Genomic DNA, 25,587 nt, shown 5'->3' on the forward strand with positions numbered 1-25,587 from the left:
GATCATCCCTTCGATCATCGGCCATCGAACTTCGGTGGGCGTCGCTGCCGGAAGGCCTCCAAGCCCTCCTTGAAATCGCTTGTTCGGCAGGACAATTCCAGGTTGAACAGCTCCTGGGTCAGCGATTGGCTCAGCGTTGCGTGCTGGCCGAAGTTCAGGGCCTGTTTGGCCAGGCCGATCGCGGCCGTCGGTCCGGAGGCCAGTCGGCGCACCAACTCCTCGGCGGCGTGGTCGAGGTCGGGGCCGCCCACCGCCTGGTGGATCAATCCCCAGTCGGCCGCATCCGGCGCGCCCACCTTCTCGCCGAGCAGCAGCATGCGCCTGGCCCGCGCCAGGCCGGCGAGCCGGGACAGCAGCCAGGTGGATCCGGAGTCGGGGCTGAATCCGCGGTCGATGAAGGGCTCCCAGAACACCGCATCGTCGGCGGCCACCGTGAAGTCGGCGGCCAGCGCGAGGTTACAGCCGAATCCCACTGCCCAGCCGCGCACGCTGCACACCACCGGCAACTGGACGGTCGCGACGAGTTCGATCACCCGGTGAGCGGCATGGGGGATCCGTCGCACCAGATCACCGGCGCGGGGGCGCCGCCCGCCCGGATTGTTGGCGGCCACCCAGTCGGCGCCGGCGCAGAAGTCGTCGCCCGCGCCGCGGATGTGGACGGCCCGCAGCGAATCGTCGGCGGCGGCATCGGTCAGCGTTTCGACCAGGGTCCCGATCATCAACTGCGTCAACGAATTACGCCGGGATGGGCGGTCGATGGTCACCAGTAACACCGCACCGTCGCGGTGCACTGTTACCGAACCCTCGGCACCGGCCGTGTCGGCCCCCTGACTCACCGTCGAATCCGGCCTTTCTTCGCCGATACGGTTACCCATACAGTAGGCAATACGATTGATACGCTGTATAAGTTAGCAAGGATACTCTGCCTGCGAAACAACCCGGGGTGAAAGAGAGAACCATGGCCTTGTCGGAGGGGCATGCCGCGCGGGCGTCGACGAGCAACGGCGACGCCAGATTCGGCGAGGCGCCGCTGGCCCAGACCGTCGCCGCGGCTGCCGCCATGCGGCGGCTTAGCTCGCTGCTGGTCTCCCTCGAGCACCCCCACCGCGCGGTCGACGCCATGTTGCAGAAGTTCGCCGAGTGGGAGGGCGAGCTGTCGGCCGCGGCGCCCGCGGACAACGCGCCGCGCATCGGCGAACTGCCCGACGATCCTCGCCGCGTCTACCTCAACCACGCAACCGACATCGGTGCGTACAACCCGTGCTTTCCCGAATACCGGTTCGACCGAGTTGATGCCGAGAACGCAACGGGCAGTGTCGAGTTCCCGCTGGTGTACGAGGGGCCGCCGGGACTGGTGCACGGCGGATTCCTGGGCGTCTTCTTCGACTGCGTCATTCAGCACCACAACTGTGTCACCGGCCTGTCCGGCAAGACTCGATCCCTGGTGGTGACCTTCCGCCGGCCGACACCGGTGCTGACCGAGCTGCGCTTCGACATCGCCCGCTCCGAGGGTGAACGCGGCATCACGTCGACCGGGCGGCTGTTGCTCGACGACGACGTCCTGTGTACCGGCGAGGTCAACACGTTGGCGTCACGGCCGGAGAAGCTTGCCGGATCGCGATTCGGCAGGCGCCGAAAGGAGTCCGATACATGACCGCCTCGAGCACCTCAGACGATCGCGTGCTCTTCGACGTCGATCCCGATCGGCGGATCGCGACCATCACGCTGAACAATCCCAAGCAACGGAACTCGTATGACGCGTCGATGCGTGAGGCCGTCGCCCGCTGTCTGGACCAGGTGGCCGAGGACGACGACCTGACGGTGGTGTTGCTGCGCGGCGCCGAGGGGGTCTTCTCCACCGGAGCCGACATGAACAACGCCTACGGCTGGTATGGCTCATCCGCGCCACAGAACCAGGTAGCCGGCGACGACCGGGCGGCCAAACGACGCCCCAGCCAGCGTCGGCGACTTACCGTGGACCGCAAGTCTTTTGGCTTCTATCACAATTTCATGGGCTTCCCCAAGGTGACGGTGGGGGAGATCGCCGGCTACGCCCTGGGCGGCGGCTTCGAGATGGCGTTGATGACCGACATCTCGGTCATCGCGCGCGACACCAAGATCGGCATGCCGGCCACCCGTTTCCTCGGGCCGGCGCTTGGCAGTCTGCACATGTTCTTTCACCGGCTCGGGCCGGTGCTGGCCCGGCGCCTGCTGCTGACCGGCGACATCATCGAGGCGGCCGAGATCGAACACCTCGGAATCTTCACCGATACCTGCGCGCCCGGCGCGGTGACGGCCCGGGCCCGATATTGGGCCGAAAAGGCGGCGAAGATGCCCGCCGACGGGGTCGTGATCGCCAAGGAGGCATTCCGGCTGGTCGAACAGAGCCAGGCGTACCAGGGCGAAGAGGTCGCCAGCTATCTGTTCCACGCCTTCGGCACCAATCTGCAATTCGGGCCGGACGAATTCAACTTCGTCAAAACCCGTGCGCAGCACGGCGCCAGGGAGGCGTTTCGGTTACGCGACGAGCACTTCCACGTACCGGAACCCGAAGGCTGACAAGCCATTTCGGGAAGGCTAGCGGGCCGCTGCCGCCTTGGCCCGGCTCCGGGTGGTAGCCGACTTGGCCGGCTTGCGCTGGCGTGACGGCGCCGCCTTGCCGCCCTTCGCCGCTTTCCCTTCCTCGATCAGCCGGCTGGCGTGGTCGAGAATGCAGGTCAGGCCGTACTCGAAATTGGGTTCATCGGGCGCGGCGATCCGGTGGCCGATCCGGGTTATCTGAGAAAGGAGGGGTGTCTTCTCCGGGTCGATGGCAACGGCGTCCTCGATGGCCCGGGGACCGACGTCCGACGACTGGTTCTTTTCGTAGAGCCGTTGCAGCACCACCGACCCGCGCACGTGAACCGAGATCGCCGAGTACGTGTCGAACGCGTCCTCCGGTGACAGGCCGGCCTGCACCAGATTCGAGACCGCTTTTTCCATCTCCTGGGCTCCCATCCGCGCCGCCTTCGGGGAGAGGGCCGCCCGAATCAGAATCAGGTCGCACAGAATTGGGTTGCCCATGAACGTCTTACGCATCAACCGCGCGTGGTTGGCCAATGTCTCGCGCCAGTCACTGGCCTCGACGTAGGGAGTGGCGAACACGTACTTGCTCAGGGCGCGGTCGGTCATCGCGTTGAGCAGGTCGTCCTTCTTGCGGAAGTACCAGTAGATGCTCGTCACACCGACGCCGAGATGTTTGCCGAGCAGCGGCATGCTCAGATTGTCGATCGACACCTGCTCCGCGAGTTCGAATGCGCCGCTGATGATGTCATCGGGATTGATGGATCCGCGTTCGCGCCGCCGGCGCTTATCGGCGGTTGCCTGTTTTGCCACTACGGGCACCTCCATCAAAATCTGTTTCGTGCGTGCGGTCTGGCAGCCGTGCTGCCGGTAATATCGAATTTACCGGCACTTCTCATCTGACCTGCGTATACGCCTTCGTGTCGCATTCTTCCTCTGCTACTGTAATACCTATCGTAGGCTTTTTGGTAAACCGGCTGGACAGGCGAAAATGACCGGACTGGAGCTACGGATTAAGCGATGGATCTAGGGCTGGCGAATGCCACTGCGGTGGTAGTCGGCGGTAGCCGCGGTATGGGATTGGCGACGGCACGTTGCTTCGCCGACGAAGGCGCCCGGGTGGCGGTGGTCGGGCGTAGCCGAGACGCCCTCGATGCGGCGGTGACCGATCTCACCCAACGCGGCAGCCCGGACGCGGTCGGACTGACCGCCGACATCGGCGACGACGATGCGGTCGGCGCGGTGTTCGGCGAGCTCGCGCAGCGATGGGACGGCGAACTCAATGCTCTGGTCATCACGGTGGGGCCGGGCGCCGCGGGCACGTTCGAAGATCTGACCGATGACCAGTGGCGCGAGTCCGTCGAAGACGGCGTGCTGGGAATGGTGCGCTGCGTGCGTGCGGCGCTTCCGCTGTTACGCAGGGCGCAATGGGCCCGGATCGTCACCTTCTCGGCGCACTCGACCCAGCGGCAAAGCGTCATGCTGCCGGCCTACACGGCGGCCAAGTCGATGCTGACCAGCGTTTCGAAGAACCTGTCCCTGCTGCTGGCCAAGGACGAGATCCTGGTCAACGTGGTATCGCCCGGCAGCATCGCGTCGGAATCCCTGGTCGGTTGGGCGAAGTCGGTGGGGGTCGACGGCAACGACCCCTACGCCCTGATGGAGGCCATCGCCAAGCATTTCGGCCATCCCGCGCACATGCCGCGAGCGGGCCTGCCGGACGAAATCGGCCCGGTCGCCGCGTTCCTGGCCTCGCGACGCAACTCCTACATGACCGGAGCCAACATCAACGTCGACGGCGGCTCGGACTTCACCTGATCGCGGGTTCAAGAAATCGATTGGCAGACAAAAGGAGTCGACCATGGCTACGGCAGCAGAGGCGCGAGCGTGGGCGCCCGGCGCATTGCGGGGGATCGGTGACTCCCTCTACACCCCGTTCTGCGGCACCGACGGCGATGACATCGACTGGGACGCCTACCGGACGCTGGTGCGCTACTGCGTGGGTGATCTCGGTCATCCGATGTTGTGGTGCACCAGCGGAATCGCCGAGTTCTGGTCGCTGACCCTCGACGAGCGCAAACGCCTGCTGGAGGTGGCGGTCGAGGAGGCGCGCAGCATCAATCCCGACGTAGTGGTGCAGGCCTGCACGGCGGCCATGTCGGCGAAGGACTGCGTTGACTTGACGCTGCACGCCCAGCAGGCGGGCGCCGACATCGCCTACATCCAAACGCCGATGATGGAGGCGCACGGCGGCGACGGCGTGCTGCGCTTCTTTCAATACGTGGCGGCGCGCACGGATATCGCGTTGGGCATGTTCAATTCGCCTTCGTCGGGTTATGTGCTGACACCGGCCGAAAGTGCCCGAATCTATCACGAGGTTCCCGCGGTGTGCGCCACCAAGGAGGGTGCCTTCCGGCCGGCGAGCAGCCGGATGCTGCATGAACTAGCCCCCGGCCTGGCGGTGTGGGAATGCGACAAAACGGTGTACCGGGCCGGCTGGCTGCGCGACGGGATCGTCTGCCCGGCGCAATTGGGCACCTCGGGTTATCTTTTCGAAACGCCCACGCGGCGTTTGTTTTCCGAATATTGGGATCTGGTGCGCAGCGACAAGCTCGTGGAGGCCATGGACTACGGCCGCGAGTCCGGGCTGGACCAATTCGATCTCGACATCGGATCCTGGTGGACGTGCTATCCGGGGCGAGCGGATTACTTCACGCACTGGGGCGGCGCGTTCAAGTACGCCGCGTCGCTGCTCGGCCTGCCCATCGGGGCGTATCCGCATTCCCGCCCCCCGCAGGCCGAGCTGCCCGCCGAGGCGAAGGCCCAGATCGAGAACGCCTACCAGCGCCTGGGCCTACTCGAAACCGTGTTGCAGTAGAAGGGATTACGCAGCGAAGCGGGCCCGGTCATTGACCGGGCCCGCTCACTAGCTGGCCGCTTAGTTCTGCTCGGCCCGCTCACGCTGTTCGTACGCCTTGGCCTTACCGCGGGCCTTCTCAGCAGCGGCTTCCTTCTTTCCAGCATTGCGCTGGGCTTCCGCCTTGTCCTGCTGAGCCTTGCCCTCGTCGATCAGGCCGTCATTGCCGATGATGATCCCGATAACCTGCTTGGTCTTTCCGAGGGCATCTTCGACGATGCCTCGAACGAGTTCGATCGGGCCGCTCTTGACGTCAACCATTTGCAACTACCTCCCATTGTCGGCTGGCTTCTGTTGGGTTTCCCGATCGCGCGGCCGGTGCAAACGTGCCTCCAGCGTGTCCCACACCACAAGAATTAAGTCTTGCCACGTCGACGGGGGTTTGCGTGCCGAAAAAGAGTTGCCGGCGTTCGGTTACGGCGCCGTCAAAATCGTTGTCCGCCGGGCCGCCGATCCGGGGGTGGCTGGAGCGACGGTTCGGCGCCCGAAATCGCAGATTAGTCGGGGTTTCACAGCCGACTGACGCCGATTGTGGAATGCGGTACCGATAGGTATACAGTATGGGTACAAACTCGCCTGTTGGTCAGCTATGAGGGGACGGTCCGATGAGCGCCGCCGACCGTGTGGTCACCGATGAGGCGGTGCTTTATGAGAACACTGAAACCGGTGTGGCAATCCTGACGTTCAATCGCCCGGATCGCCTCAACGCCTGGGGCCCCGACATCGCCGCCGGGTTCTACGCGGCGATCGACCGCGCCGAGCAGGACCCCGCCGTCCGGGCCATCGTGTTGACCGGCCGGGGCCGGGGGTTTTGTGCCGGCGCATATTTGGGCGCGCCGAGTTCGGCACCCAGCTACGGCGAGACGATGGAGAAGGCGGGTCAGACAAACCTGGCCGAGCTGGTCGGGGAGCGCCCGCCCCACTTCGTCACGACGCTGCGCAAGCCCGTCATCGCGGCCATCAACGGTGCGTGTGTCGGCATCGGCTTGACCCAGGCGCTGATGTGCGATGTCCGGTTCGCCGCCGCCGGCGCGAAGTTCGGCGCCGTGTTCGCGCGCCGCGGCCTGATCGCGGAGTTCGGCATTTCCTGGATACTGCCGCGGCTGACCAACTGGGGCGTGGCTCTCGATCTGTTGCTGAGCGGGCGGACCTTCCTCGCCGAGGAGGCGGCCGAGCTGGGCCTCGTGAAAGAGGTTGTCGCTCCGGACAGTCTGATGAAGCGTGCCCTGGACTATGCCGAGGACATCGCAACGAATTGCTCCCCGGCGTCGATGGCGGTGATCAAGAGGCAGGTCTACGGCGACGCGACCCGCGACGTCGAACAGGCCAATTCCCTCGCCGAGGTTTTGTTGCACGAGGCCATGCCGCGCCCGGATGTGCTCGAGGGCATCACGAGTTTTCTCGAGAAGCGGCCGCCGCAATTTCCATCGCTCGATTCGACCGACGCTTAGTGTTCGCCGGTAATGGCGGAAAGGATGATCATGGCTGACTTGGGTTACCAGGCGATCGACGTCGACAATCACTACTACGAGCCGCTGGACTCGTTCACCCGCCACCTGGACAAGAAGTTCAAACGGCGCGGCGTCCAGATGGTCAATGAGGGCAAGCGGACGTGGGCCGTGATCGGGGATCGCGTCAACCACTTCATCCCCAACCCCACCTTCGACCCGATCATCGTGCCGGGCTGCCTCGACCTGTTGTTCCGCGGCGAGATTCCCGAAGGCGTCGACCCGGCCTCGCTGATGAAGGTCGAACGGCTGGCGGACCATCCCGAGTACCAGAACCGCGATGCCCGGATCACGGTGATGGACACCCAGGACATCGAGACGGTGTTCATGCTGCCGACCTTCGGATGCGGGGTCGAGGAGGCGCTCAAACACGACATCGACGCGACAATGGCGTCGGTGCATGCGTTCAATCTGTGGCTAGACGAGGACTGGGGCTTCGACCGGCCCGATCGCCGAATCATTGCCGCGCCGATCATTTCGCTTGCCGACCCGGCCAAGGCCGTCGAAGAGGTCGAGTTCGTGTTGGCACGCGGCGCCAAGCTGGTGCTGGTGCGCCCCGCGCCGGTGCCCGGCCTGGTCAAGCCGCGGTCGCTGGGCGATCCGAGCCACGACCCGGTGTGGGCCCGGTTGGCCGAGGCGGGAGTGCCGGTGGGATTCCACCTGTCCGACAGCGGTTATCTGCACATCGCGGCGGCGTGGGGCGGCAAGGCGACGTTCGAGGGCTTCGGGGCCAAGGATCCGCTGGATCAGGTACTCCTCGACGACCGGGCCATCCACGACACGATGGCCTCGATGATCGTGCACGGGGTGTTCACCCGTCATCCGAAACTCAAGGCGGTCAGCATCGAGAACGGTTCCTACTTCGTGCACCGGCTGATCAAGCGCCTGAAGAAGGCGGCGAACACGCAGCCCCAGTGGTTCCCCGAAGACCCGGTGGAGCAGTTGCGCAACAACGTGTGGATCGCGCCCTACTACGAGGACGACTTGCCGGAGCTGGCCGAGGCCATCGGCGTCGACAAGATTCTGTTCGGTTCCGACTGGCCGCACGGAGAGGGCCTCGAATCGCCGGTGTCGTTTGCCGAGGAGCTGAAGGGCTTCAGCGAGGCCGACGTTCGAAAGATCATGCGGGACAACGCGCTGGATCTTCTCGGTGTCCAAGTCGGCTCGGCTGCCTGATCGACTTGATTACCCAAGGCCGGCTACGCCCGTGAGCGAATGGACCATCGGGGCGGTTCTCGACGAAATCGCCGACGTCATCGGAGACCGCACGATGACGGTGTGCGGCAGCCGCCGCAGCACCTTTCGCGAGTCGGCCGAGCGCACCCGCCGGCTGGCGAACTTCCTGGCAGGCAAAGGGTTAGGGGCGCATCGGGAACGCGCCTCCCTGCAGAACTGGGAATGCGGGCAGGACCGGGTCGCGCTGGTCATGCACAACGATCTGTACCCGGACATGGTCATCGGCTGCCTCAAGGCCCGCGCCGTCCCGGTGAACATCAACTACTATTACACGCCCCGCGAGGTCGGCGAGCTGTTCGACTACGTGAAACCCCGTGCGGTCATCTACCACCGCGCCTTGGGCGCAAAATTCGCCGACGTGCTGACCGGCGCAGGCGTTGACGTGCTGGTGTCGGTCGACGACGGCAGCGGTGCCCCGGAGCTGCCCGGCTCGGTGTCGTTGGATGATGCGCTGGCACAGGGGGATACCGACCACGGCGAGACACCGTCCCCGGACGATCTGCTGATGATCTGCACCGGCGGCACGACCGGCCGGCCCAAGGGCGTGCTGTGGCGACAGTCCGACATCTACGTGTCGTCCATGGTGGGGGCGGACCACGCCTGCGCCCAGGAGATCCACGACAAGGTGCGGGGTGACGCCGGTGCCCCGTGGTTCGCCGTCTCGCCGCTGATGCACGCGGCCGGCATGTGGACAGCGTTCGCGGCGATCATGGCGGGCACGCCCGTGGTGATGTATGACACCTCGAAAAGACTTGACCCGCATACCGTCTGGGAGACGGCCGAGCGTGAGAAGGTCGGCATGATGACGATGGTCGGGGACGCCTATGCCGCACCGCTGGTGGCGCAGTTGCAGGGCGGTTCCTACGAGCTGTCGTCGCTGTACGCCATCGGCACCGGCGGTGCCGCGACGAATCCGAAATATCAGCAGGCCCTGCTCGAACTGCTGCCCCACATCACCCTCATCAACGGTTACGGCTCATCGGAGACCGGAAACATGGGCTTCGGCCACAGCCGGCGCGGCACCCAGGCCGACACCTTCACGCTGCGCGAGGGCGGATTGGTGCTGTCCGAGGATTACAGCCACTTCCTTTCCCCCGGCGAGTCCGAGGTGGGCTGGGTCGCCAGGGAAGGACGAATACCGTTGGGCTACTTCAACGATCCCGACGCCACCCGCAAGACCTTCCCCGAGATCGGCGGCAAGCGGGTGGTGATATCCGGTGACCGGGCCGGGCTGGAGCCCGACGGGGCCTTGCGGTTGTACGGCCGCGACTCGCTGGTGGTCAACACCGGCGGGGAAAAGGTTTTCGTCGAGGAAGTCGAAGAGGTGCTGCGCGCCCACCCGGCAATCGCCGACGCGCTGGTGGTCGGCCGGCCCAGCGAGCGCTGGGGCGAAGAACTCGTCGCCCTCGTCGAACTCCGCGATGGAGCCGCCGCGGCGGCCGAGGAGCTGCACACGCTCTGCACGTCGCGACTGGCGCGGTTCAAGGCGCCCAAGGAGTTCCTCGTCGTCGAGCAGGTCCAGCGGTTGGGCAACGGCAAGGCCGATTACCGTTGGGCGAAACGTCACGCAACAGCAAAGGCGCCGATGTCGACATGAAAGCTATCGATTGCCTGGTCAACGTGCACTTCGGCGAGACCGAGCAGCAGCCGACTTGGATGCTCAAGGTGCGTGACGACTACTTCAAGGGCCCGGAGTCCATGTTCGCACCGGTCGAGTTGTCGAAGTTGCTCGAGGAGATGGACGCCCAGGGTGTGCGCAAGGCGATCCTGATGGACAACCTGGCCAAGCCGTCGGTGACCGCGCGCAAATTCGTCGAGGAGAAGCCGGACCGCTTCGCCCTGGCGATGGGTGGGGTCAACCTGCTGCGCCCGATGCCGTCCCTGCGCGAACTTTCCGCCATCGTCAAAGACCTGCCCGTCGCCTACGCCGCTGTGGGACCGAGCTTTTGGGGCGACGGTCAGTACCCGCCCAGCGACGCCGTCTATTACCCGCTGTACACCAAGTGCGCCGAGCTCGAGCTGCCGCTGTGTATCAACACCGGGATCCCGGGGCCCCCCATCCCCGGCGAGGTGCAGAATCCGATCCACCTGGACCGGGTCTGCGTTCGGTTCCCGGAATTGAAGCTGTGCATGATTCACGGCGCAGACCCGTGGTGGGACGTCGCGATCCGGCTGTTGATCAAATACGCCAACCTGCGGTTGATGACGTCGGCGTGGTCGCCAAAGCGATTGCCGGACAGCCTGTTGCACTACATGCGGACCCGCGGGCCGAACAAGGTCATCTTCGCTTCCGACTGGCCGGTGCTGAAAATGCACCGCGTCGTTCCCGAAGCTGCCGCGCTCGACCTGCCCGCAGACGTGCTCGACAACTATCTCTACAACAATGCCCAAGAATTCTTCTTCGGTGGCCAGGAGGAAGGCTGAGGATGGACCGCTATGAACTACGTAGGCTCGACTACAGCCTGACGTCGGATCACGAGGCGCTGCAGGCCGCCTACCGCGATTTCTTCAAGACGCATTGTTCGATCGAAACCGTTCGCGCCGCCGAGGAAACCGGCTTCGACAAGAACCTGTGGGAACGGTTGTGCGCCATGGGCGCAACGACCATGGCCGTCCCGGAGTCCGCGGGCGGAGACGGTGCGACGTTGGTCGACCTGACCTTGGTGGCCGAGGAGATCGGCCGGTCACTGGCGCCGGTTCCGTGGATCGACCAGGTCTGCACCGCGCGGCTGCTCGCGCGGCTCGGCGCGGCCGAACCCGACGTCGTCCACGGCAAGCGACTCGCCGCATTCGATCCGCAGCACGACAGCGCGTCCGGTGCCCGCCTCCTGCCCACCGGGTCGATTGCCGACCAGGTCATCGTTCGCGACGGTGACGACGTCGTCGCGCTGACCTTCGGGACGCGCCCGACCAAGGTGGACAACATCGGCCGGTTGCCGATGGCCTGGGTGGATCCGGCGACCGCCGACACCCGCACCGTGCTGGCCAGCGGATCCGGGGCGCTGGCGGAATATCAACGGGCACTGGATGAGTGGCGCGTGCTGAGCGCTTCGGCACTGGTGGGCCTGGTGGAGGAGACCATGACCATCGCGGCCGAGTTCGCCAAGACCCGCTACACGCTGGGTGTGCCGATCTCGACGCTGCAGGGCATCTCTCACCCGTTGGCCAACATCGCGATCACCGTGCAGGGCGGTCGCAACCTGGCGCGGCGCGCGGCCTGGTTCCTGGACAACGAGCCGCAGGAGCGACCGGAGCTGGCGCCCTCGGCGTTCGTGTTCATGGCGGAGGAGGCGGCAAAGGCCGCGACCATGGCGGTGCATATTCAAGGTGGACTTGGTGTTTCGGCGGAGGCCGCCGCGACCGCGTATCTGGTGCGCGCCCGCGGCTGGGCGCTGGCCGGCGGCGATCCCGGCGCCAGCGCCAAGTACATCGGCGAGCTGGTGGCCGCACGCGAAAGTGGAAAGGGCGCCTAAGTGGATTTCTCACGGGTCACGCTGTCCGACGACGATCAGCGCTTCCTCGAAGAAGCGCGTGATTTCCTGCGCACGCATGTGACGGAAGAGGTCAAGCGCCGGGACCGGGAAACGGGTGACAACTTCGACGAAGGGGTGCACCTGGCGTTGGGCGCAGCCGGTTACCTTGAGCGCGAATGGAAGCCGGAGGCCGATGGCGGCTTCAGCCGGTTGCGTCGCCGCATTTGGGAGCTGGAGAAGCGGCGCGCGCACGTTCCGTGGGTGACCTGGGGTACCACCGCCATGGTGGCCCGTTCCGTCGCTAAATTCGGCTCTGCCGAGTTGCGGGATGAGGTGCTGCCGGGCGTCTTCAGCGGCCACGTCCGGCTGTGCCTGGGCTACACCGAACCCGAGGGCGGTTCCGACATCGCCACCTGCAAGACCCGCGCGGTGCGGGAAGCGGATGGATCGAGCTGGGTGATCAACGGCTCCAAGATGTTCACCACGGGAGCGCACAACTGCCAGTACGTCTTCCTGATCACCAACACCGATCCGGACGCCCAGAAGCACAAGAGCCTGACCATGTTCCTGGTCCCGCTGAATTCCCCGGGCATCGAGATCCAGGGCATCCGCACCGTCGACGGTGACCGCACCAACATCGTCTACTACAGCGACGTGCGCGTCGATGACAAGTACCGCCTGGGCGACGCGAACGCGGGCTGGACGGTGCTGCGTGAACCCCTCAACACCGAGCACGGCGCGGTGGCGGCCGCCCCGGACGGGCTGCAGGACGTGTCGATCATGATGCACCAGGCCGGTTTCATGGCCGATGCCCTGGACAAGGCCGCGGCCAGAGTCGCGGAGCGGGATCCGAACGGCCGCAGGCTGATTGACGACGCGGCGGTGGCATATCGCCTGGGGCGCAGCGCCGCGCGGATGGAAGCGTCGCTGAGCGCGTCCAGCATCTTCGGGCGCGTCGCGCTGGCGCAGACGATGCGTGACATCTCCCCGGACCTGATGGACATCCTCGGCACCGCGGCCACGTTGCCCCTGGGCACCGACGGCGCCGCCGACAACGGGGCCGCGGAGTACGTGTACCGGTTCGCCCCGCTGGTCGGGATTTACGGCGGGACGCTCGAGGTGTTCCGCAACATGATCGCGCAATACGTGCTGGGCCTGGGCAAGCCGGCGTACGCGCCGGTGGCGAAGAAAGCCTCCTAGCGTGCGCCGAACGTGAACTGACGGCGGCGACACGCCGAAGGCGGCCGCCGTCAGTTCACGCTCGGCGCCAGCGCCGGCCGTCAGGTCGTGAGGATGGTTGCCGCGGCGGTGCCCGGTGCGCCGTACAACTGGGTGAATCCCACCTTCGGGTTGCCGGGCACCTGTCGCTCGCCCGCCTCGCCGCGCAGTTGGCGCACGATCTCGTGGATCTGTCGCAGGCCGGAGGCGCCGATGGGCTCGCCGTTTGCGATCAGCCCGCCGTCGGTGTTGACCGGCATCGCCCCGTTGATCTCGGTGGCGCCGTCGGCCAGCAGCTTCTCCTGATCGCCGTGCTCGCAGAACCCGCATTCGGCCATGTGGATGATCTCGGCCCCGGCGTCGGTGTCCTGCAACTGGATCACATCGACGTCGTCGGGCGCGACGCCGGCCTTCTCGAACGCGGTCCGGGCGGCGTAAACCGTTGGCGCCATGTCTTCTTCGACCGGCGCGCAGGTGGTGTTGACCTCGTAGGCTCCGTAGCGGCGGGTGCGCACCTCCACCGCCCGCAGATAAACGGGCTTGGAGGTATAACGGTGCGCGATGTCCGCTCGGCACATGACCACCGCGGCGGCGCCTTCGTCCGGCGCGCAGAACATGTATTGGGTCAGCGGATAATTCAGCATCGCCGAGTTCAGGATGTCTTCCTCCGAGATCGGCTTGCGGCGAAATGCGTTGGGATTGATGGCCCCGTTGCGGAAGTTCTTGGCGGCGACCTTGGCCAGGGTCTGCTGGGAGATGCCGTGCTCGTGCAGGTAGCGGTTGGCCTTCATACCGAAGAACTGGGTCGTCAGATACTGCCCGTTCTCGGCGTACCAGCGCGGCATTCCGACCAGCGCGGGGTCCTCGGTGAACGCGCCGCGCGGATGCTTGTCCAGGCCGACGGCGATCCCGATGTCGTAGTCGCCCAGCCGGATGCCGTCGGCGCACGCCTTGGCGGCGCTGGCGGCGGTCGCGCACGCGTTGAACACGTTGGTGAACGGGATGCCGGTCAGGCCGACCATGCCGACGATTGCGTCCGGGTTGGCCACCGTCCAGCTCCCGCCGGTGGCGAATTGGACGTCCCGCCAAGCGATACCGGCGTCGGCGACCGCGGCGAGAATCGCGTCGACGCCCATCTGCATCGCCGACTTGCCCTCGAAGCGCCCGAATGGGTGCAGACCCACGCCGATGATGGCGACATCGTTATTGGAGGTCACGCAATGGCTCCCGCATTCTTGAGTTCCTCGATCCGGTCCCAGTCCATGCCGAGCTCCATCAGGACCAGCTCGGTGTGCTCGCTGGCCTGCGGTGCCCGCGTCGTCGTCAACGGCTCGTGGTTGAACTGAACGGGGCCGCGGACCACGCGGAACGGCTTGCCACCGCCGGCGAGCTCGACCTCGGCGATCATGTCGTTGGCGAGCGCCTGCTCGTCGTCGACCAGGTCGATCAGGCTCTGGAACGGCGCCCATTGACCCTTCATGGTCTTGAGGTGCTGTCGCCAATAGTCAAAGGGCTTGCCGGCAAAGGCCTTTGAAATCAGTTCGGCGGCGGCGTCGGCGTTTTGGATCAGCGGGAGCACATCGGAGAAGCGGGGATCGTCGGCCGCGTCGGGAATGCCCAGGTGTTCGAACGTGTCGCGGATCAGCCCGGTCGGGCTGATGATGCAAAGGTTGATGGTGCCGCCGTCGGAGGTTTCGTAGTTGCCCATGAAGGGATTCACCGAGGCCGCGCCCGAACCCGGCATGGGCGTGCGCATGACCTCGCCGGTCTCCATGCCCTGCGTCACGCTGGCACCCGCGGCCCACCAGGCCGTGCTCAGCAGCGACACGTCCAGCTCGACGGCCTCACCGGTGCGCTCGCGATGCAGCAGCGCGGCCGAGATGCCACCGGCGATGAACATGCCGCCGATCGAATCGCCGAATGCGGGAATGCCTTGTCCCAGTGCGCCGCCCAGCTCCTCGGGGGTCAGGGCGTACCCGATGCCGCTGCGCGTCCAGAACGCCGTGCCGTCATAGCCGCCGGTGTCACGCTCGGCGCCTTTGTCGCCGTAGGCCGAGCCGCGGGCGTACACGATGTTGGGGTTCACCGCGCGAATGTGCTCCACGTCGAACTTGTGCTTCTGGCGCTGCGCGGGCATGTAGTTGGTGAGAAATACGTCCGCGGTTTTGGCCAGCTCGTAGATCACTTCCTGACCGCCCGGCGTGGAGACGTCGATCCCGACGCTGCGCTTGCCGCGGTTGGGATGTTCCATCAGCGGGTGCCGTTCCGGATCGACTTGAATGCCACCCATATTCAAAAAGCCGCGCTGGGTATCGCCGCGCGCCGGGTGTTCGACTTTGATGACGTCCGCTCCCCAGTCGGCCAGGATGGCTCCCGCCGCCGGAACGAAGGTGAACTGCGCAAGCTCGAGGACCCGAAAGCCCGTCATGACTTTGACCATTTCGCCGACCCTACTTCGCGTCGAACGTCACCGGAAGCGCATTCGGTGACCGGAACGGCTGACCGTGGATGTGCGGGTCATCGTCGGTCAGCAAGGTGACGTTGGTCAGCCGGTCCAGCAGGCACTCCATCGCGACGCGCGTTTCCAGCCGCGCCAGATGCAAACCCAGGCAGGTGTGCTCACCGGCGGCGAACGAGATGTGTGGCACGTGCTTGCGGAAGATGTCGAACTCTTCGGAGCGTTCCCAGCGCCGTTCGTCGCGGTTGGCCGAACCGATGCACACTCCGATCACCGAACGAGCCGGAATCTTCACGCCTTCCACCTCGGTGTCTTCGGTGGTGAAGCGTTGCACGACGGTCAGCGGCGTCTCGTAGCGCAACCCTTCCTCAATGGCCGGCGCAAGCAACTCGCGGTCGGCTTGCAGCGCGGCGAACTGCTCGGGATGGGTGAGCAACAGATACAGCAGGTTCCCCGAGGAGCGATAGGTGGTCTCCAGGCCGGCGGGCAGCAGCAGCCGCAGGAACGAGTAAATGGCTTCGTCGGTGAGCTTTTCGCCGTCGATCTCCGCGGCGACCAAGTCGCCGATGATGTCCTCGGTGGGCTCGGATTTGCGCTGTTCGATCTGTTCGAGGAAATAGTCCTTGAGCGCGGCCGACGCCTCGAAGGCGCCTTCGTAGTTGACGTGGTAGCTGATCAGTTGGACCGCACGCTTGCGGAACATCGGCAGGTCGTCGGCCGGCAGTCCCAGCAGCTTGGCGATGACTCGGGTGGGGAATTCGAAGGTGAAGTTCCGGATCAGGTCGGCGCGACCGGTCTCGATGAACTCGTCGATCAGGCCGTTGCAGATCGGCCGCACGATGGTCGGTTCCCAGCGGGCCAGCGCCTTGGACTTGAACGCCGCGGAGACCAGGTTGCGGTGCTCGCGGTGCTTCTTGCCCTCCATCGCCAGAATCGTCGGCCCCATGAACAGGCCGATGGTCTTGTCGTACGGCTTGGAACTGAACACCCGGCCGTCCCGGAACACGGTGTTGACCGCGTCGAACGACATCGCCGAGTATTCCTGCTTGGGCATCAGGGACTCCGGCGTCTTGGAGTAGTCCATCACCGTGCCGGCGAACACGCCGGCCTCCCGCCGCTTGCGGGCAAAGAACGGGTAGGGGTCACGCAGGCTGACGGTCTCGTCGCCGGCACCGGCGGCGGTGTGAACGTTGGTCGTCACCTGATCTCCAGCATCTTGATCTCAGCACGATCGAACACTTACTTCGTAAGATCGTACTGTAATTATTACAGTAGGCAATATGGGCATGACCACGCGAGGTCGCTCGCCGGTCCGGACACCGAAGGTGATTCATGAGCACACTCGACGAACGCACTGCCGAACAGCGCGCGGCTGGGCTGGACGCGGTTCTGCAGCGGCAACGGCGTGCATTCATGAATGAGGGGCCGCCCAGCCTGGCGGCGCGGCGCAATCGCATCGACCGGTTGATGGCGCTGGTTCTCGACAACACCGACGCGTTCGTGGACGCCATGGCGGCCGACTTCGGCACGCGCTCCAAGGCCGCCACCCTGTTCACCGAGGTCATCGGGATGCTCTCGGTCATCGAACACACCAGATCCCATGCCGCTCAATGGATGCGTCCAACCAAGCTGATGCGCACCGCGCGGCTGTGCGGCCTGCGGGCCGAGGTCCAGCCCTCACCGCTCGGGGTGATCGGGATCATCGGGCCGTGGAACTTCCCGCTCAATCTCGTCGTCCTGCCCGCTGCCACCGCGTTCGCCGCCGGCAACCGGGCGATGATCAAAATGTCGGAGGTCACCTCGCACACCGCTGACCTGATGGCGTCGCTGACACCGGAGTACTTCGAACCGGACGAACTGCACATCGTCACCGGCGGTCCCGACGTGGCGGCCGCGTTCGCCGCCTTGCCGTTCGACCACCTCTTCTTCACCGGCTCACCGTCGGTCGGGGCCCTCGTGCAACGGTCGGCGGCCCAGCATCTCGTCCCGGTCACGCTGGAGCTCGGCGGCAAGAACCCCGTCGTCGTCGCACCGGGCGCCGACATCCGCCGCGCGGCCCGACGGATCGCGCAGGCCCGCATGGTCAATGGCGGGCAGGTCTGCGTATGTCCCGACTATGTGTTCGTGCCCGAGGGGCGGCTGGACGCCTTCGTCGACATCGCCCGGAACACCCTGCGCGACATGTTCGGCAGCATCGTGTCGAACAAGGACTACTGCTCGAGTGTCAACCAGGCGAATTTCGACCGGGTCGTCGGGCTGATCGAGGACGCCCGAGACAAGGGGGCCAGCGTGGAAACCGTTGCACCGGTGGGGGAGTCGCTACCGGACCGGGCCTCGCGAAAGATCGCGCCCACCATCGTCCGAAATGTCGACGAGAGCATGAAGATCGCTAGCGAGGAGATCTTCGGCCCGGTACTTGTGGTGAAGGGGTATTCGGGACTGACGGAGGCCATCGGCTACATCAACGACCGGCCGGCGCCGTTGGTGGCGTATTGGTATGGGTCCGACGATGCCGACTTCCGCACCTTCGTTCGCAGCACCCGCAGCGGCGGTGTCGCCCGTAACGACTTTGCGGCACAGATGATTCCGTCGGCGGCGCCGTTCGGGGGAGTGGGCCGCAGCGGGATGGGTGCCTACCATGGCAAGGCGGGTTTCGACACGTTCAGCCATCACCGCACCGTGGTGGGCAACGATCTGCCGTTCAGCATCACCGGAAACGCGGCGCCGCCGTTCGGCCGGTCGCTGCGGCTGGGCGCCGACGTGATGATGCGAATCACGAAGGCCCGCAACCGTCGCCGGCTCAGCGCGAGTCGGTCAGTTTCCCGGCCCTAGCCAACAGGCCCGCGTACCCCGCGCCGAGTAGGCGCGGCATCGCCGCCATCACGCGGCCGTCGGCTCCGATGAGGATGCGGGCGCGGTTCTTGTCGGCCCCGCGCAGAATCAACCGGGCGGCCTTGGTGGCGGAGGTCAGGGCCGCGCGATCGAACATCTTGGTCGCCATCTCCGGATCCTCGGTGTCCGCTGTGCGCATGTTGGCGCCGAAGTTGGTACGCACGACGCCGGGATGCACGCAGTGCACGGTCACCGGACGGCGTTCCATGATCATCTCCTGCCGCAGCGCCTCGGTGAGGCCGCGCACCGCGAACTTGGACATGCTGTAGGCGCCCTGGTAGGGAACCGCGATCAGCCCGAAGGCGCTGGACAGGTTGATCAGCCGGGCGGGCCGTCGCGTCGTACCCGCTTCGATGAGTTGTGGCAGAAAGGCTTTGGTCCCGTTGACGACGCCGCCGACGTTGATGCCCATCAGCCAGTCGAAGTCCTTCCAGGACATGTCCGCCACGCCGGCGAACAGGTCCACCCCGGCGTTGTTGAACAGCAGCGAGGCGGGCCCGTGCTGCTCGCGCACCTCGTCGGCGAAGTTCGACACCGCATCGCGGTCGGCGACGTCCACCCGGTACGGGGTGACCCGCCCGGGCGGACATGCGGCCTGGGTTTCGGCCAGGCCGTCCGGGTCGATGTCGGATGCCGCGACGTGCGCCCCATCCCGGGTAAGTGCCTGGGTCAGCGCGCGGCCGATGCCCGAGCCCGCACCCGTGACCACAGCGACACGACCTTGATACGTCATGAGTTCCTCACGCATCCACTCCTGCCTCGACAATCCTGCGGATCCGGTCCACCGAGACGTCGAGGTTCTTCTGCAGATCCCCGCGACGATCCCGGACGAACAAGAACAGACGCTCGAAGGCCACCGCGCCGAACGGCAGCGGCACGCACATCCGGACCATCTCGGTGAGACGCGCCGTTCCGGCGGTGGAACCGGGCTCGATGAGGTACGTCCATTGCGTCCAGTCCCCGCCCATCGCCTGAACGACGAAGGAGAACCTGTGTCCAGGTTCGGCCTCGACCACGTTGGCAACGGTGCGCCACCGGCCCAGGCGGCGGCGGTTCCAGGCCCGAAAACGATTCGGCGCCAGCCACTCTGCGCGCCGTGTCTCGGGACTCCACCCCGGAATGCGGGTGACGTCGGAGATGACGGCATAGACCTGATCCGCGGCGGCTCGCACGTCGGTGGATGCCGTCAGCGTCTCGTCCTTTTGCAGCAACGACATGGTCTACGCCCTTCCGCAGCGGGCCGCCCGGATCACCGGTCAGCCGCTCACCGCCTGCTCGCGCGCCCACCGGTAGTCGGCCTTACCCGACGGGCTGCGCTCGATGACCGAACGGAACACGATCGCTTTGGGCAGTTTGTAGCGCGCCAGCGTCCGCGCGGCGTGCGCCACTAGTTCTTCGGACTCGGCGCTGGCTCCCGATGCGAGCGCCACCACGGCGACGACCTCCTGGCCCCACCGCTCGCTCGGCCGCCCGGCGACCACCACGTCGGCCACCGCGGGATGCGACGCGATGGCCGTCTCGACCTCCTCGACGAAGATCTTCTCGCCCCCGGAGTTGATGGTCACCGAATCCCGGCCCAGCAATTCGATGGAACCGTCCGTGCCGTGGCGCGCGCGGTCACCGGGGACGGCGTACCGGACGCCGTCGATCACCGGAAATGTCTTGGCGGTCTTGGCCGCATCGCCCTTGTAACCGAGCGGGACGTAGCCCCGCTGCGCCAGCCAGCCCATTCCGTCGTGGCCCGGTTTCAGGATTGCCGTCAGGTCCTCGGCCGCCACGAAGGTGTCCGGTCCGGCGTTGAACGTGCCGGTGGCCACCGCTCCCGACGTCGACATGTGGTGCATCTGCGCCCCGGTCTCCGACGAGCCGACGCCGTCGACGACAACGGCGTTCGGCAGCGTTTCGATCAAGCGCTGCTTGACGTACGGGGTCAGCAGCGCACCGCCGTTGGCGACGACCGCCAGCGAGGATACGTCGGCGATCCCTTTCTCGATCGCGGCGACCAAGGGGCGCGCCATCGCATCGCCCACCACGGTGACCACCATGACTTTTTCCCGCTCGATGGTGCGCACCACGTCCTCGGCGTCCAGATGATCGACCACCGTCGGAAAGACGACGGACTGTCCCGTCGTGATCGCGGTCATCACACTCCACTGGGCGGCGCCGTGGATCAGCGGGGGCAGAATCATCAGCTTGGTGCCCGGGCCGGACGCGGCGCGTTCGACGATCTCCTCGACGGAGCTCGATGGCTCGCCCGTCATCAGATTCCGGCCGCCGAAGGACGTCATGAAAATGTCGTGCTGGCGCCACAACACGCCCTTCGGCATGCCCGTCGTGCCACCGGTGTACAGAACGTACAGGTCGTCGGCGGAGTGCTGAACCGGCGGCGGCTCCGGGGACACCGACGCCAGGGCGGCCTCGTAATCGACTGCGCCCTCGAGCAATTCGTTGCCCGAGTCGTCGGCGATCTGGATGAGCACGCGCAGCTGTGGCAGATCCGGCAGGATCTCGGCCACCCGCGGCGCAAACGCGGCGTGGTAGAGCAGCGCGGTCGCCCCGGAATCCGCCAGCAGGTATTGCAGCTCGCTCTTCACGTAGCGGAAGTTGACGTTGAACGGGGCGACCCGTGCCTCGAAGCTACCCAGCAACGCCTCGACGAATTCGTTCCCGTTGTAGGCATAAAGTCCCAGCAGGTCTTGCCCCACCTCGTGGCCGCCCAGCGCCGAGCGCTCGGTGTGGCAACCCAATCCCTGCGCGTGCAGGTACGCGGCCAGCCGGCTGGAGCGCTCGATCACCTGCCGGTAGGTGTAGCGCCGGTCCCCTTGGATGATCAGCTCTCGATCGGGGATCGCGGCGGCGACGGCCTTCGCGACGGCCGGGACCGTGAATGTTGTTGTGCTGTCGGACATCGTGCCTCTCACGGCTGGTGGGGTAACAAACGAACCATCAGGCCGTTGGCTTCGCTGAGCAAGGTTCCATCGGCGGCTATCATAGTAGCGTCAATGAAAACCTTCCTGCCGTCGATGTTGGTGATGCGGCCGTGGGCGGTCAGTGGCTGGTCAATGGGCGTGATGCTGCGGAAGTCGACGTGCAGGTAGGCGGTGCGCGTCGGCCGGATGTCCGCGGTCGTCACGACCATGCCGAACAGCCAGTCGTAGAACAGCGGGATCATGCCGCCGTGCACGGCCCTATTCCCACCGATGTGGGCGGTGCTGAAGTGACCGGCCATCCGCACGCCGTCGGGGCCGGACTCCGTCACCATCCAGGGCGGTATCAGCGGATGGGCCAACCCCGGCAGGCTCAGCACCCGGCCGGCCACCGCCTCGGTCTCGGGGACCTGGTGGCCGTCCAGCAGCGCGCACGCGTTCTCCAGGTGGGCGGTCGCGGCGGCCCACAGCGCCGGGTCGGGCTTGGTGGACACGGTCAGGTCCTGCAGTCGGCGCAGCGCGGCGACGAAAGGGCCCAGTTCCGCGGGCGCGTCCTCGACGGGCCTGACGTCGGGGAATCCGCCTCGAACTTCCGGCGCGGTTTCGGTCATCGCGTTCCTTCGTCCCAGGCCCGGAGCAGATCGTCGGTGCTGGTGATCGTGGCCAGCAGCGACAGGGTGTTGGCGATCATCGCTGCACCATAGTCGGCGGGTACGCCGGCCACCGCGTCGCGGGGGACGACCACCCGGTAGGCGGCGTTGACGGCATCCATGACGAGGTTGGGAATCGCGATGTTCAGCGAAACACCCACCACGACAATGGTCGACACCCCGAGATTGCGCAGCACCGCGTCCAGGTCCGTGCCGCCCATCGGGCCCACGCCGTGCCACCGGCGCAACACCAAATCGGAAGGCTCCGGCCCTAATTCGGGCAAGAGCTCCGCACCCGGCGTGCCGGGGGCGATGTCCACCTTGATGCCGCCGCCCATCGCGAAGATCTTCGCGTTGTGGTTGGAGCCGAGCCCGTCGGGCCGCCGCTGCACCAGGCAGTGCACCACCCGCACCCCGGCCGCCCGGGCCGCGGGCAGCAGCCGCGCGATGTTCGGCAGCGCCTCGCGGCGGGCCTCCTCGGCGAGCATCGCCAGTCCCGCGTCGGGGCCCATCACCGCGCCCTGGCACTCCTGGGTGACGATCGCGGTGCGCCCGGGTGCGGCCAGCCCGGCCAGTCGGTCCCTCATGCCGGGGCGCCCACCGGGGCGACATCATAGAACTGCTTCGCCCACTTCCGCAGCGCCATATAGCCTTTCGCGTCGACTTTCGACAGCGCGGGGTGTTCCACGTACTTCTGGTAGCGCCAGATCTGCAGATCGTCGAACACCGTGGACAGGAATTGCTTCTCGATGACGTCCCGCAGTTTGCCTTCTGGAACGTCCGCGGTATCGCCGGGAAGCCGCGGCCACCAGATCGAGTAGAACAGGTCCGAGCATTCGTCGTCGACCGGTGTGCAGGTGAAGATCAGCCGATGATTCTGCGCGCCCTCGAAGACGCTGATCGCTCCGCCGAGGCCGAATAGGTGGCTGTGGAACCGCAGCGCGAGGTCTTGCGCGTTGTCGCTGCGCGCGTCCGGCCAGCCCGCGATGAACTGCCATTCCTGGTCGACGATCTTCCAGTCCAGCACCCTGGGCGTCACGGTGGCGTGGTGCACGTACTCGAAATGCGCGCTGTCGGGGGCATTCTCGGCGACGATCTGCGGATGTACCGGTTCGCGTTCCGCGCGCCGGGAGAACTCCGGGTACGCCCGGTAGTAGGCCGCCGGGTCCGTCTCGAACTGCGGGAACTTGTGGAAGATGTCCGGCATCTCCCACTGGGGCTCTTTGCCGTCCGGGTGGTGCCAGACGAAGACGCAGTCGTACTGCTCCCGCACGGGAAACACCTTGAGGCGTAGCCCGCGGTTGGGCCGGTCCGGCTGGTAGGGGATGTATCGATTGGTGCCGTCCGGTCCCCAGCGCCAGCCGTGGAAGGGGCACTCGACGCAGTCGCCGACCACCTTGCCGCCGTGACCGATGTGCGCGCCCAGGTGTTTGCAATGTGCCTCCAAGACGTGCAGCTCACCCTGCTCATCCCGGTAGGCCACCAGATCCTCACCGAAATAGTGCAGCGGCCGGACCTCGCCGACGGGAAACTCTGGGGACCAACCGACCATGAACCAGCCGGTGACTTTCCAGGTGAATGGGACTTTCACGCCAAGCCTCTCGATTCCTGATAGATACTAAGTCCGTTACAGTATAGATTTCAGCAGTCAGGTCCGTAAGCGGCAAGGGAGTGCGATGACTGAGGCGGCTGACGAGCTGGAAGACCTCCGGCAACTGAAGGCGCGCTACTGCCGTTTCCTGGACACCAAAGACGTCGGGGCGTGGCGTGACGTATTCGCCCCCGATGTCGTGGTCATCCTGGACATGGCCGTGTCCACCGCCGGCGCCGATCCCCAGACCGCTGCACCGATCGAGGGTGTCGACAACTTCGTCCCGATGGTGATGGGCGGCCTCGAGAACGTGGCGACCAAGCATCACTGTCACACGCCCGAGCTCACGCTCACCTCGGCCACCACCGCGACCGGTATCTGGGCGATGGAGGACCTGCTGATCTTCGGTGACGGCCGCGAGTTGTACGGCGCCGGCCACTATCACGAGACCTACGAGAAGCGGGACGGCTCATGGCGGATCAAGAGCCTGCACCTCACCCGAACCATCCTGAAAATGACCGGTGGTGAAGATGGCTGACGCTGATACCTCCTTCGATGTGCTCGTCATCGGTGCGGGATTCTCCGGGTTGTACATGCTGCACCGGCTGCGGCAGCTCGGGATGCGCACCCGAGTGCTGGAGATGGCTGAAAACGTCGGTGGCACCTGGCTTTTCAACCGGTACCCGGGTGCGCGGTGCGACATCGAGAGCATCGAATACTCCTATAGCTTCTCCGAGGAGATTCAGCAGGAGTGGGTGTGGACCGAGTCGATGCCGGCCCAGCCCGAGATCGAGGCCTACCTCAACTTCGTGGCCGACCGGCTCGATCTCCGTCGCGACATCCAATTCGGCACCAAGGTCGTCGCGATGACGTTCGACGAAGAAGCCGGCGTGTGGCTGGTGCGCACCGAAGCCGGCGATGCGTTCCAGGTGCCGTTCGTCGTCGCCGCCTCCGGCATCCTGTCGGTGCCGCTGGAACCCGATATCCCCGGAATGGACACCTTCGCCGGGACGTCGCTGTACACCAGCCGCTGGCCCGAGGGTGGCGTCGACCTCACCGGCAAGCGCGTCGGCGTCATCGGCACCGGCTCGACCGGCGTCCAGCTCATCCCGGTGGTTGCCCGAGAAGCCTTGCACCTGTCGGTGTTTCAGCGCTCGCCCGCATACACGCTGCCCTGGCGGGTGCACCGCTTCGAACCGGGCGAACTCGACGACATGAAGGCACGCTACGGCGACATCCGGGCCGCCCAGCGAGCCCACCCGATCGGGGCCGCCCGGTTGAGCGCGTTCTCCGTCCTGCTCGAGATGCTCGGCAGGCCGCCGTTGAAGTCCGCGACCCGCGAAGAACAGCTGCATGCCATCGAAGAGAACGGCGTGATGGGCGCGTTGAATTGGGGCGACATCTTCTTCGACATCGAGGCCAACCGGATGGCCGCCACACTGTACGGCGAGGCGGTGGCCCGGATCGTCAAGGACCCGGACACCGCGGCGTCGTTGGTGCCGGTGCATCCCTTTGCGTGCAAGCGACCGATCATCGACCAGGGCTACTACGAGACGTTCAACCGGGACAATGTCACCCTGGTCGATCTGCGCAAGTCGCCCATCCGCGAGGTCACGCCGGTCGGCATCCGCACCGAGAACCGGGTGCACGAACTCGATGTCATCGTTTACGCGACCGGGTTCGACGCGATGACCGGTGCGCTGAGCCGGATCGACGTGCGCGGTCGCGGCGGAATGTCGCTGGGCGAATTCTGGGCCACCGACGGGCCGCTGTCATATCTGGGCCTTGCGGTCGCCGGCTTCCCCAACCTCTTCACGGTGCAGGGGCCGGGTAGCCCTAGCGCCGCCACGAACTTCGTGGCCGCCCTCGAACAGCACGTCGAGTGGATCGGTGACTGCATTGCATATCTGCGCGCCAACGACATTCGCACCATCGAGGCACTGAGCACCGCCCAGCAGGAGTGGATCGAGCACGCCACCGCGCTGGTTGCGCCGACGGTGTTGGTTCACCCGTCGTGCAACTCCTGGTACAACGGCGGAAACGTACCCGGTAAGAAACGGATGTACATGGGTTATACCGGCGGAATACCCGAATACCGGCGCCGCTGCGACGAAATCGCGGCCGGCGGATACACCGGCTTCAAATTGGCATAGCT

General features: G+C 65.9%; 25 protein-coding genes. 13 read left to right on the forward strand and 12 right to left on the reverse strand.

Annotated elements, in window-relative coordinates:
• Positions 1 to 14: 14 nt before the first annotated feature.
• Positions 15 to 836, reverse strand: coding sequence for an enoyl-CoA hydratase/isomerase family protein (locus tag A5732_RS25235; RefSeq protein WP_076103649.1), 822 nt, complete (start codon positions 834 to 836; stop codon positions 15 to 17).
• 122 nt (positions 837 to 958) lie between these two features.
• Here A5732_RS25235 and A5732_RS25240 point away from each other — a divergent pair, with 122 nt between their 5' ends.
• The gene (locus A5732_RS25240) at positions 959 to 1,654 is read left to right on the forward strand and encodes a hypothetical protein (protein ID WP_076103601.1); all 696 of its coding nucleotides are present in this window, start codon (positions 959 to 961) and stop codon (positions 1,652 to 1,654) included.
• Entirely contained in the window at positions 1,651 to 2,559 is a 909-nt protein-coding gene (locus A5732_RS25245; RefSeq protein WP_076103602.1) for an enoyl-CoA hydratase/isomerase family protein, read from the forward strand. The genes A5732_RS25240 and A5732_RS25245 overlap by 4 nt, the downstream gene beginning before the upstream one ends.
• Positions 2,560 to 2,577: 18 nt before the next feature.
• Here the strand turns inward: A5732_RS25245 and A5732_RS25250 are convergent, their stop codons facing one another.
• Entirely contained in the window at positions 2,578 to 3,390 is an 813-nt protein-coding gene (locus A5732_RS25250) for a TetR/AcrR family transcriptional regulator (RefSeq protein ID WP_076103603.1), read from the reverse strand.
• A 192-nt stretch (positions 3,391 to 3,582) separates the two neighbouring features.
• On the opposite strand from A5732_RS25250, the gene A5732_RS25255 reads away from it, so the two are divergent.
• Positions 3,583 to 4,380, forward strand: a complete 798-nt coding sequence (locus A5732_RS25255) for an SDR family NAD(P)-dependent oxidoreductase (RefSeq protein WP_076103604.1) — start codon at positions 3,583 to 3,585, stop codon at positions 4,378 to 4,380.
• Between the two features lie 43 nt (positions 4,381 to 4,423).
• A complete protein-coding gene (locus A5732_RS25260) occupies positions 4,424 to 5,440 on the forward strand; it encodes a dihydrodipicolinate synthase family protein (RefSeq protein WP_064952325.1) in 1,017 nt (338 codons plus the stop codon).
• A gap of 60 nt (positions 5,441 to 5,500) precedes the next feature.
• Here the strand turns inward: A5732_RS25260 and mbp1 are convergent, their stop codons facing one another.
• Positions 5,501 to 5,740 carry a microaggregate-binding protein 1 gene (gene mbp1 / locus A5732_RS25265; RefSeq protein WP_064952326.1) on the reverse strand — a complete coding sequence of 80 codons (240 nt, stop codon included), beginning with the start codon at positions 5,738 to 5,740 and terminating at the stop codon, positions 5,501 to 5,503.
• Between the two features lie 344 nt (positions 5,741 to 6,084).
• On the opposite strand from mbp1, the gene A5732_RS25270 reads away from it, so the two are divergent.
• From A5732_RS25270 to A5732_RS25295, 6 genes are read left to right on the forward strand one after another with little or no spacing between them, the layout of a single operon-like run.
• On the forward strand, positions 6,085 to 6,930 hold the full coding sequence (locus tag A5732_RS25270) for an enoyl-CoA hydratase (RefSeq protein WP_076103605.1): 846 nt from the start codon (positions 6,085 to 6,087) through the stop codon (positions 6,928 to 6,930).
• 30 nt (positions 6,931 to 6,960) lie between these two features.
• The gene (locus tag A5732_RS25275; protein ID WP_076103650.1) at positions 6,961 to 8,163 is read left to right on the forward strand and encodes an amidohydrolase family protein; all 1,203 of its coding nucleotides are present in this window, start codon (positions 6,961 to 6,963) and stop codon (positions 8,161 to 8,163) included.
• A 31-nt stretch (positions 8,164 to 8,194) separates the two neighbouring features.
• The gene (locus A5732_RS25280) at positions 8,195 to 9,820 is read left to right on the forward strand and encodes an acyl-CoA synthetase (RefSeq protein WP_076103606.1); all 1,626 of its coding nucleotides are present in this window, start codon (positions 8,195 to 8,197) and stop codon (positions 9,818 to 9,820) included.
• A complete protein-coding gene (locus tag A5732_RS25285; protein WP_076103607.1) occupies positions 9,817 to 10,647 on the forward strand; it encodes an amidohydrolase family protein in 831 nt (276 codons plus the stop codon). The genes A5732_RS25280 and A5732_RS25285 overlap by 4 nt, the downstream gene beginning before the upstream one ends.
• Before the next feature lie 2 nt (positions 10,648 to 10,649).
• Entirely contained in the window at positions 10,650 to 11,696 is a 1,047-nt protein-coding gene (locus tag A5732_RS25290; protein ID WP_065052564.1) for an acyl-CoA dehydrogenase family protein, read from the forward strand.
• Entirely contained in the window at positions 11,697 to 12,896 is a 1,200-nt protein-coding gene (locus A5732_RS25295) for an acyl-CoA dehydrogenase family protein (protein ID WP_076103608.1), read from the forward strand.
• An 80-nt stretch (positions 12,897 to 12,976) separates the two neighbouring features.
• Here A5732_RS25295 and A5732_RS25300 read toward each other — a convergent pair whose 3' ends face one another.
• Genes A5732_RS25300 through A5732_RS25310 form a run of 3 tightly spaced genes read right to left on the reverse strand, consistent with a single transcriptional unit; the run spans position 12,977 to position 16,573 of the window.
• The gene (locus A5732_RS25300) at positions 12,977 to 14,131 is read right to left on the reverse strand and encodes a thiolase family protein (RefSeq protein WP_076103609.1); all 1,155 of its coding nucleotides are present in this window, start codon (positions 14,129 to 14,131) and stop codon (positions 12,977 to 12,979) included.
• The gene (locus A5732_RS25305) at positions 14,128 to 15,342 is read right to left on the reverse strand and encodes a CaiB/BaiF CoA transferase family protein (protein ID WP_076103651.1); all 1,215 of its coding nucleotides are present in this window, start codon (positions 15,340 to 15,342) and stop codon (positions 14,128 to 14,130) included. The genes A5732_RS25300 and A5732_RS25305 overlap by 4 nt, the downstream gene beginning before the upstream one ends.
• A gap of 22 nt (positions 15,343 to 15,364) precedes the next feature.
• Positions 15,365 to 16,573, reverse strand: coding sequence for a cytochrome P450 (locus tag A5732_RS25310; protein ID WP_076052307.1), 1,209 nt, complete (start codon positions 16,571 to 16,573; stop codon positions 15,365 to 15,367).
• Between the two features lie 131 nt (positions 16,574 to 16,704).
• On the opposite strand from A5732_RS25310, the gene A5732_RS25315 reads away from it, so the two are divergent.
• Positions 16,705 to 18,204 (forward strand): aldehyde dehydrogenase family protein, encoded by a 1,500-nt coding sequence (locus tag A5732_RS25315; protein ID WP_076103610.1) that lies wholly within the window; start codon positions 16,705 to 16,707, stop codon positions 18,202 to 18,204.
• On the opposite strand, the gene A5732_RS25320 is transcribed toward A5732_RS25315, so the two are convergent.
• From A5732_RS25320 to A5732_RS25345, 6 genes are read right to left on the reverse strand one after another with little or no spacing between them, the layout of a single operon-like run.
• Positions 18,173 to 18,997, reverse strand: a complete 825-nt coding sequence (locus tag A5732_RS25320) for an SDR family NAD(P)-dependent oxidoreductase (protein ID WP_076103652.1) — start codon at positions 18,995 to 18,997, stop codon at positions 18,173 to 18,175. The two genes, A5732_RS25315 and A5732_RS25320, sit on opposite strands and share 32 nt — an antisense overlap.
• 7 nt (positions 18,998 to 19,004) lie before the next feature.
• Positions 19,005 to 19,481 carry an SRPBCC family protein gene (locus A5732_RS25325; protein ID WP_076103611.1) on the reverse strand — a complete coding sequence of 159 codons (477 nt, stop codon included), beginning with the start codon at positions 19,479 to 19,481 and terminating at the stop codon, positions 19,005 to 19,007.
• A 39-nt stretch (positions 19,482 to 19,520) separates the two neighbouring features.
• Positions 19,521 to 21,173, reverse strand: a complete 1,653-nt coding sequence (locus A5732_RS25330; protein ID WP_076103612.1) for an acyl-CoA synthetase — start codon at positions 21,171 to 21,173, stop codon at positions 19,521 to 19,523.
• An 8-nt stretch (positions 21,174 to 21,181) separates the two neighbouring features.
• Positions 21,182 to 21,802: a PaaI family thioesterase gene (locus A5732_RS25335; RefSeq protein WP_076052303.1), complete on the reverse strand. Its 621-nt coding sequence runs from the start codon at positions 21,800 to 21,802 to the stop codon at positions 21,182 to 21,184.
• Positions 21,799 to 22,428: a cysteine hydrolase gene (locus A5732_RS25340; RefSeq protein ID WP_076103613.1), complete on the reverse strand. Its 630-nt coding sequence runs from the start codon at positions 22,426 to 22,428 to the stop codon at positions 21,799 to 21,801. The genes A5732_RS25335 and A5732_RS25340 overlap by 4 nt, the downstream gene beginning before the upstream one ends.
• Entirely contained in the window at positions 22,425 to 23,432 is a 1,008-nt protein-coding gene (locus A5732_RS25345; RefSeq protein WP_076052301.1) for a Rieske 2Fe-2S domain-containing protein, read from the reverse strand. The genes A5732_RS25340 and A5732_RS25345 overlap by 4 nt, the downstream gene beginning before the upstream one ends.
• An 85-nt stretch (positions 23,433 to 23,517) precedes the next feature.
• Between A5732_RS25345 and A5732_RS25350 the strand changes: the two genes are divergently transcribed.
• Positions 23,518 to 23,970, forward strand: coding sequence for a nuclear transport factor 2 family protein (locus A5732_RS25350; RefSeq protein WP_075238196.1), 453 nt, complete (start codon positions 23,518 to 23,520; stop codon positions 23,968 to 23,970).
• A complete protein-coding gene (locus A5732_RS25355; RefSeq protein WP_076052299.1) occupies positions 23,963 to 25,585 on the forward strand; it encodes a flavin-containing monooxygenase in 1,623 nt (540 codons plus the stop codon). Before A5732_RS25350 ends, A5732_RS25355 begins: the two co-directional genes overlap by 8 nt.
• Positions 25,586 to 25,587: the final 2 nt, after the last annotated feature.

This window comes from Mycobacterium colombiense (assembly GCF_001953985.1).
In the GTDB taxonomy this organism is placed as follows: domain Bacteria; phylum Actinomycetota; class Actinomycetes; order Mycobacteriales; family Mycobacteriaceae; genus Mycobacterium; species Mycobacterium colombiense_B.

What these genes read in the sequence shown, in the direction of transcription:
- A5732_RS25240 (WP_076103601.1), top strand. Translation starts at nt 959, where the DNA reads ATGGCCTTGTCGGAGGGGCATGCCGCGCGGGCGTCGACGAGCAACGGC.
- A5732_RS25245 (WP_076103602.1), top strand. Translation starts at nt 1,651, where the DNA reads ATGACCGCCTCGAGCACCTCAGACGATCGCGTGCTCTTCGACGTCGAT.
- A5732_RS25250 (WP_076103603.1), bottom strand. Translation starts at nt 3,390, where the DNA reads ATGGAGGTGCCCGTAGTGGCAAAACAGGCAACCGCCGATAAGCGCCGG.
- A5732_RS25255 (WP_076103604.1), top strand. Translation starts at nt 3,583, where the DNA reads ATGGATCTAGGGCTGGCGAATGCCACTGCGGTGGTAGTCGGCGGTAGC.
- A5732_RS25260 (WP_064952325.1), top strand. Translation starts at nt 4,424, where the DNA reads ATGGCTACGGCAGCAGAGGCGCGAGCGTGGGCGCCCGGCGCATTGCGG.
- mbp1 (WP_064952326.1), bottom strand. Translation starts at nt 5,740, where the DNA reads ATGGTTGACGTCAAGAGCGGCCCGATCGAACTCGTTCGAGGCATCGTC.
- A5732_RS25270 (WP_076103605.1), top strand. Translation starts at nt 6,085, where the DNA reads ATGAGCGCCGCCGACCGTGTGGTCACCGATGAGGCGGTGCTTTATGAG.
- A5732_RS25275 (WP_076103650.1), top strand. Translation starts at nt 6,961, where the DNA reads ATGGCTGACTTGGGTTACCAGGCGATCGACGTCGACAATCACTACTAC.
- A5732_RS25285 (WP_076103607.1), top strand. Translation starts at nt 9,817, where the DNA reads ATGAAAGCTATCGATTGCCTGGTCAACGTGCACTTCGGCGAGACCGAG.
- A5732_RS25290 (WP_065052564.1), top strand. Translation starts at nt 10,650, where the DNA reads ATGGACCGCTATGAACTACGTAGGCTCGACTACAGCCTGACGTCGGAT.
- A5732_RS25305 (WP_076103651.1), bottom strand. Translation starts at nt 15,342, where the DNA reads ATGACGGGCTTTCGGGTCCTCGAGCTTGCGCAGTTCACCTTCGTTCCG.
- A5732_RS25315 (WP_076103610.1), top strand. Translation starts at nt 16,705, where the DNA reads ATGAGCACACTCGACGAACGCACTGCCGAACAGCGCGCGGCTGGGCTG.
- A5732_RS25320 (WP_076103652.1), bottom strand. Translation starts at nt 18,997, where the DNA reads ATGACGTATCAAGGTCGTGTCGCTGTGGTCACGGGTGCGGGCTCGGGC.
- A5732_RS25325 (WP_076103611.1), bottom strand. Translation starts at nt 19,481, where the DNA reads ATGTCGTTGCTGCAAAAGGACGAGACGCTGACGGCATCCACCGACGTG.
- A5732_RS25330 (WP_076103612.1), bottom strand. Translation starts at nt 21,173, where the DNA reads ATGTCCGACAGCACAACAACATTCACGGTCCCGGCCGTCGCGAAGGCC.
- A5732_RS25335 (WP_076052303.1), bottom strand. Translation starts at nt 21,802, where the DNA reads ATGACCGAAACCGCGCCGGAAGTTCGAGGCGGATTCCCCGACGTCAGG.
- A5732_RS25340 (WP_076103613.1), bottom strand. Translation starts at nt 22,428, where the DNA reads ATGAGGGACCGACTGGCCGGGCTGGCCGCACCCGGGCGCACCGCGATC.
- A5732_RS25350 (WP_075238196.1), top strand. Translation starts at nt 23,518, where the DNA reads ATGACTGAGGCGGCTGACGAGCTGGAAGACCTCCGGCAACTGAAGGCG.
- A5732_RS25355 (WP_076052299.1), top strand. Translation starts at nt 23,963, where the DNA reads ATGGCTGACGCTGATACCTCCTTCGATGTGCTCGTCATCGGTGCGGGA.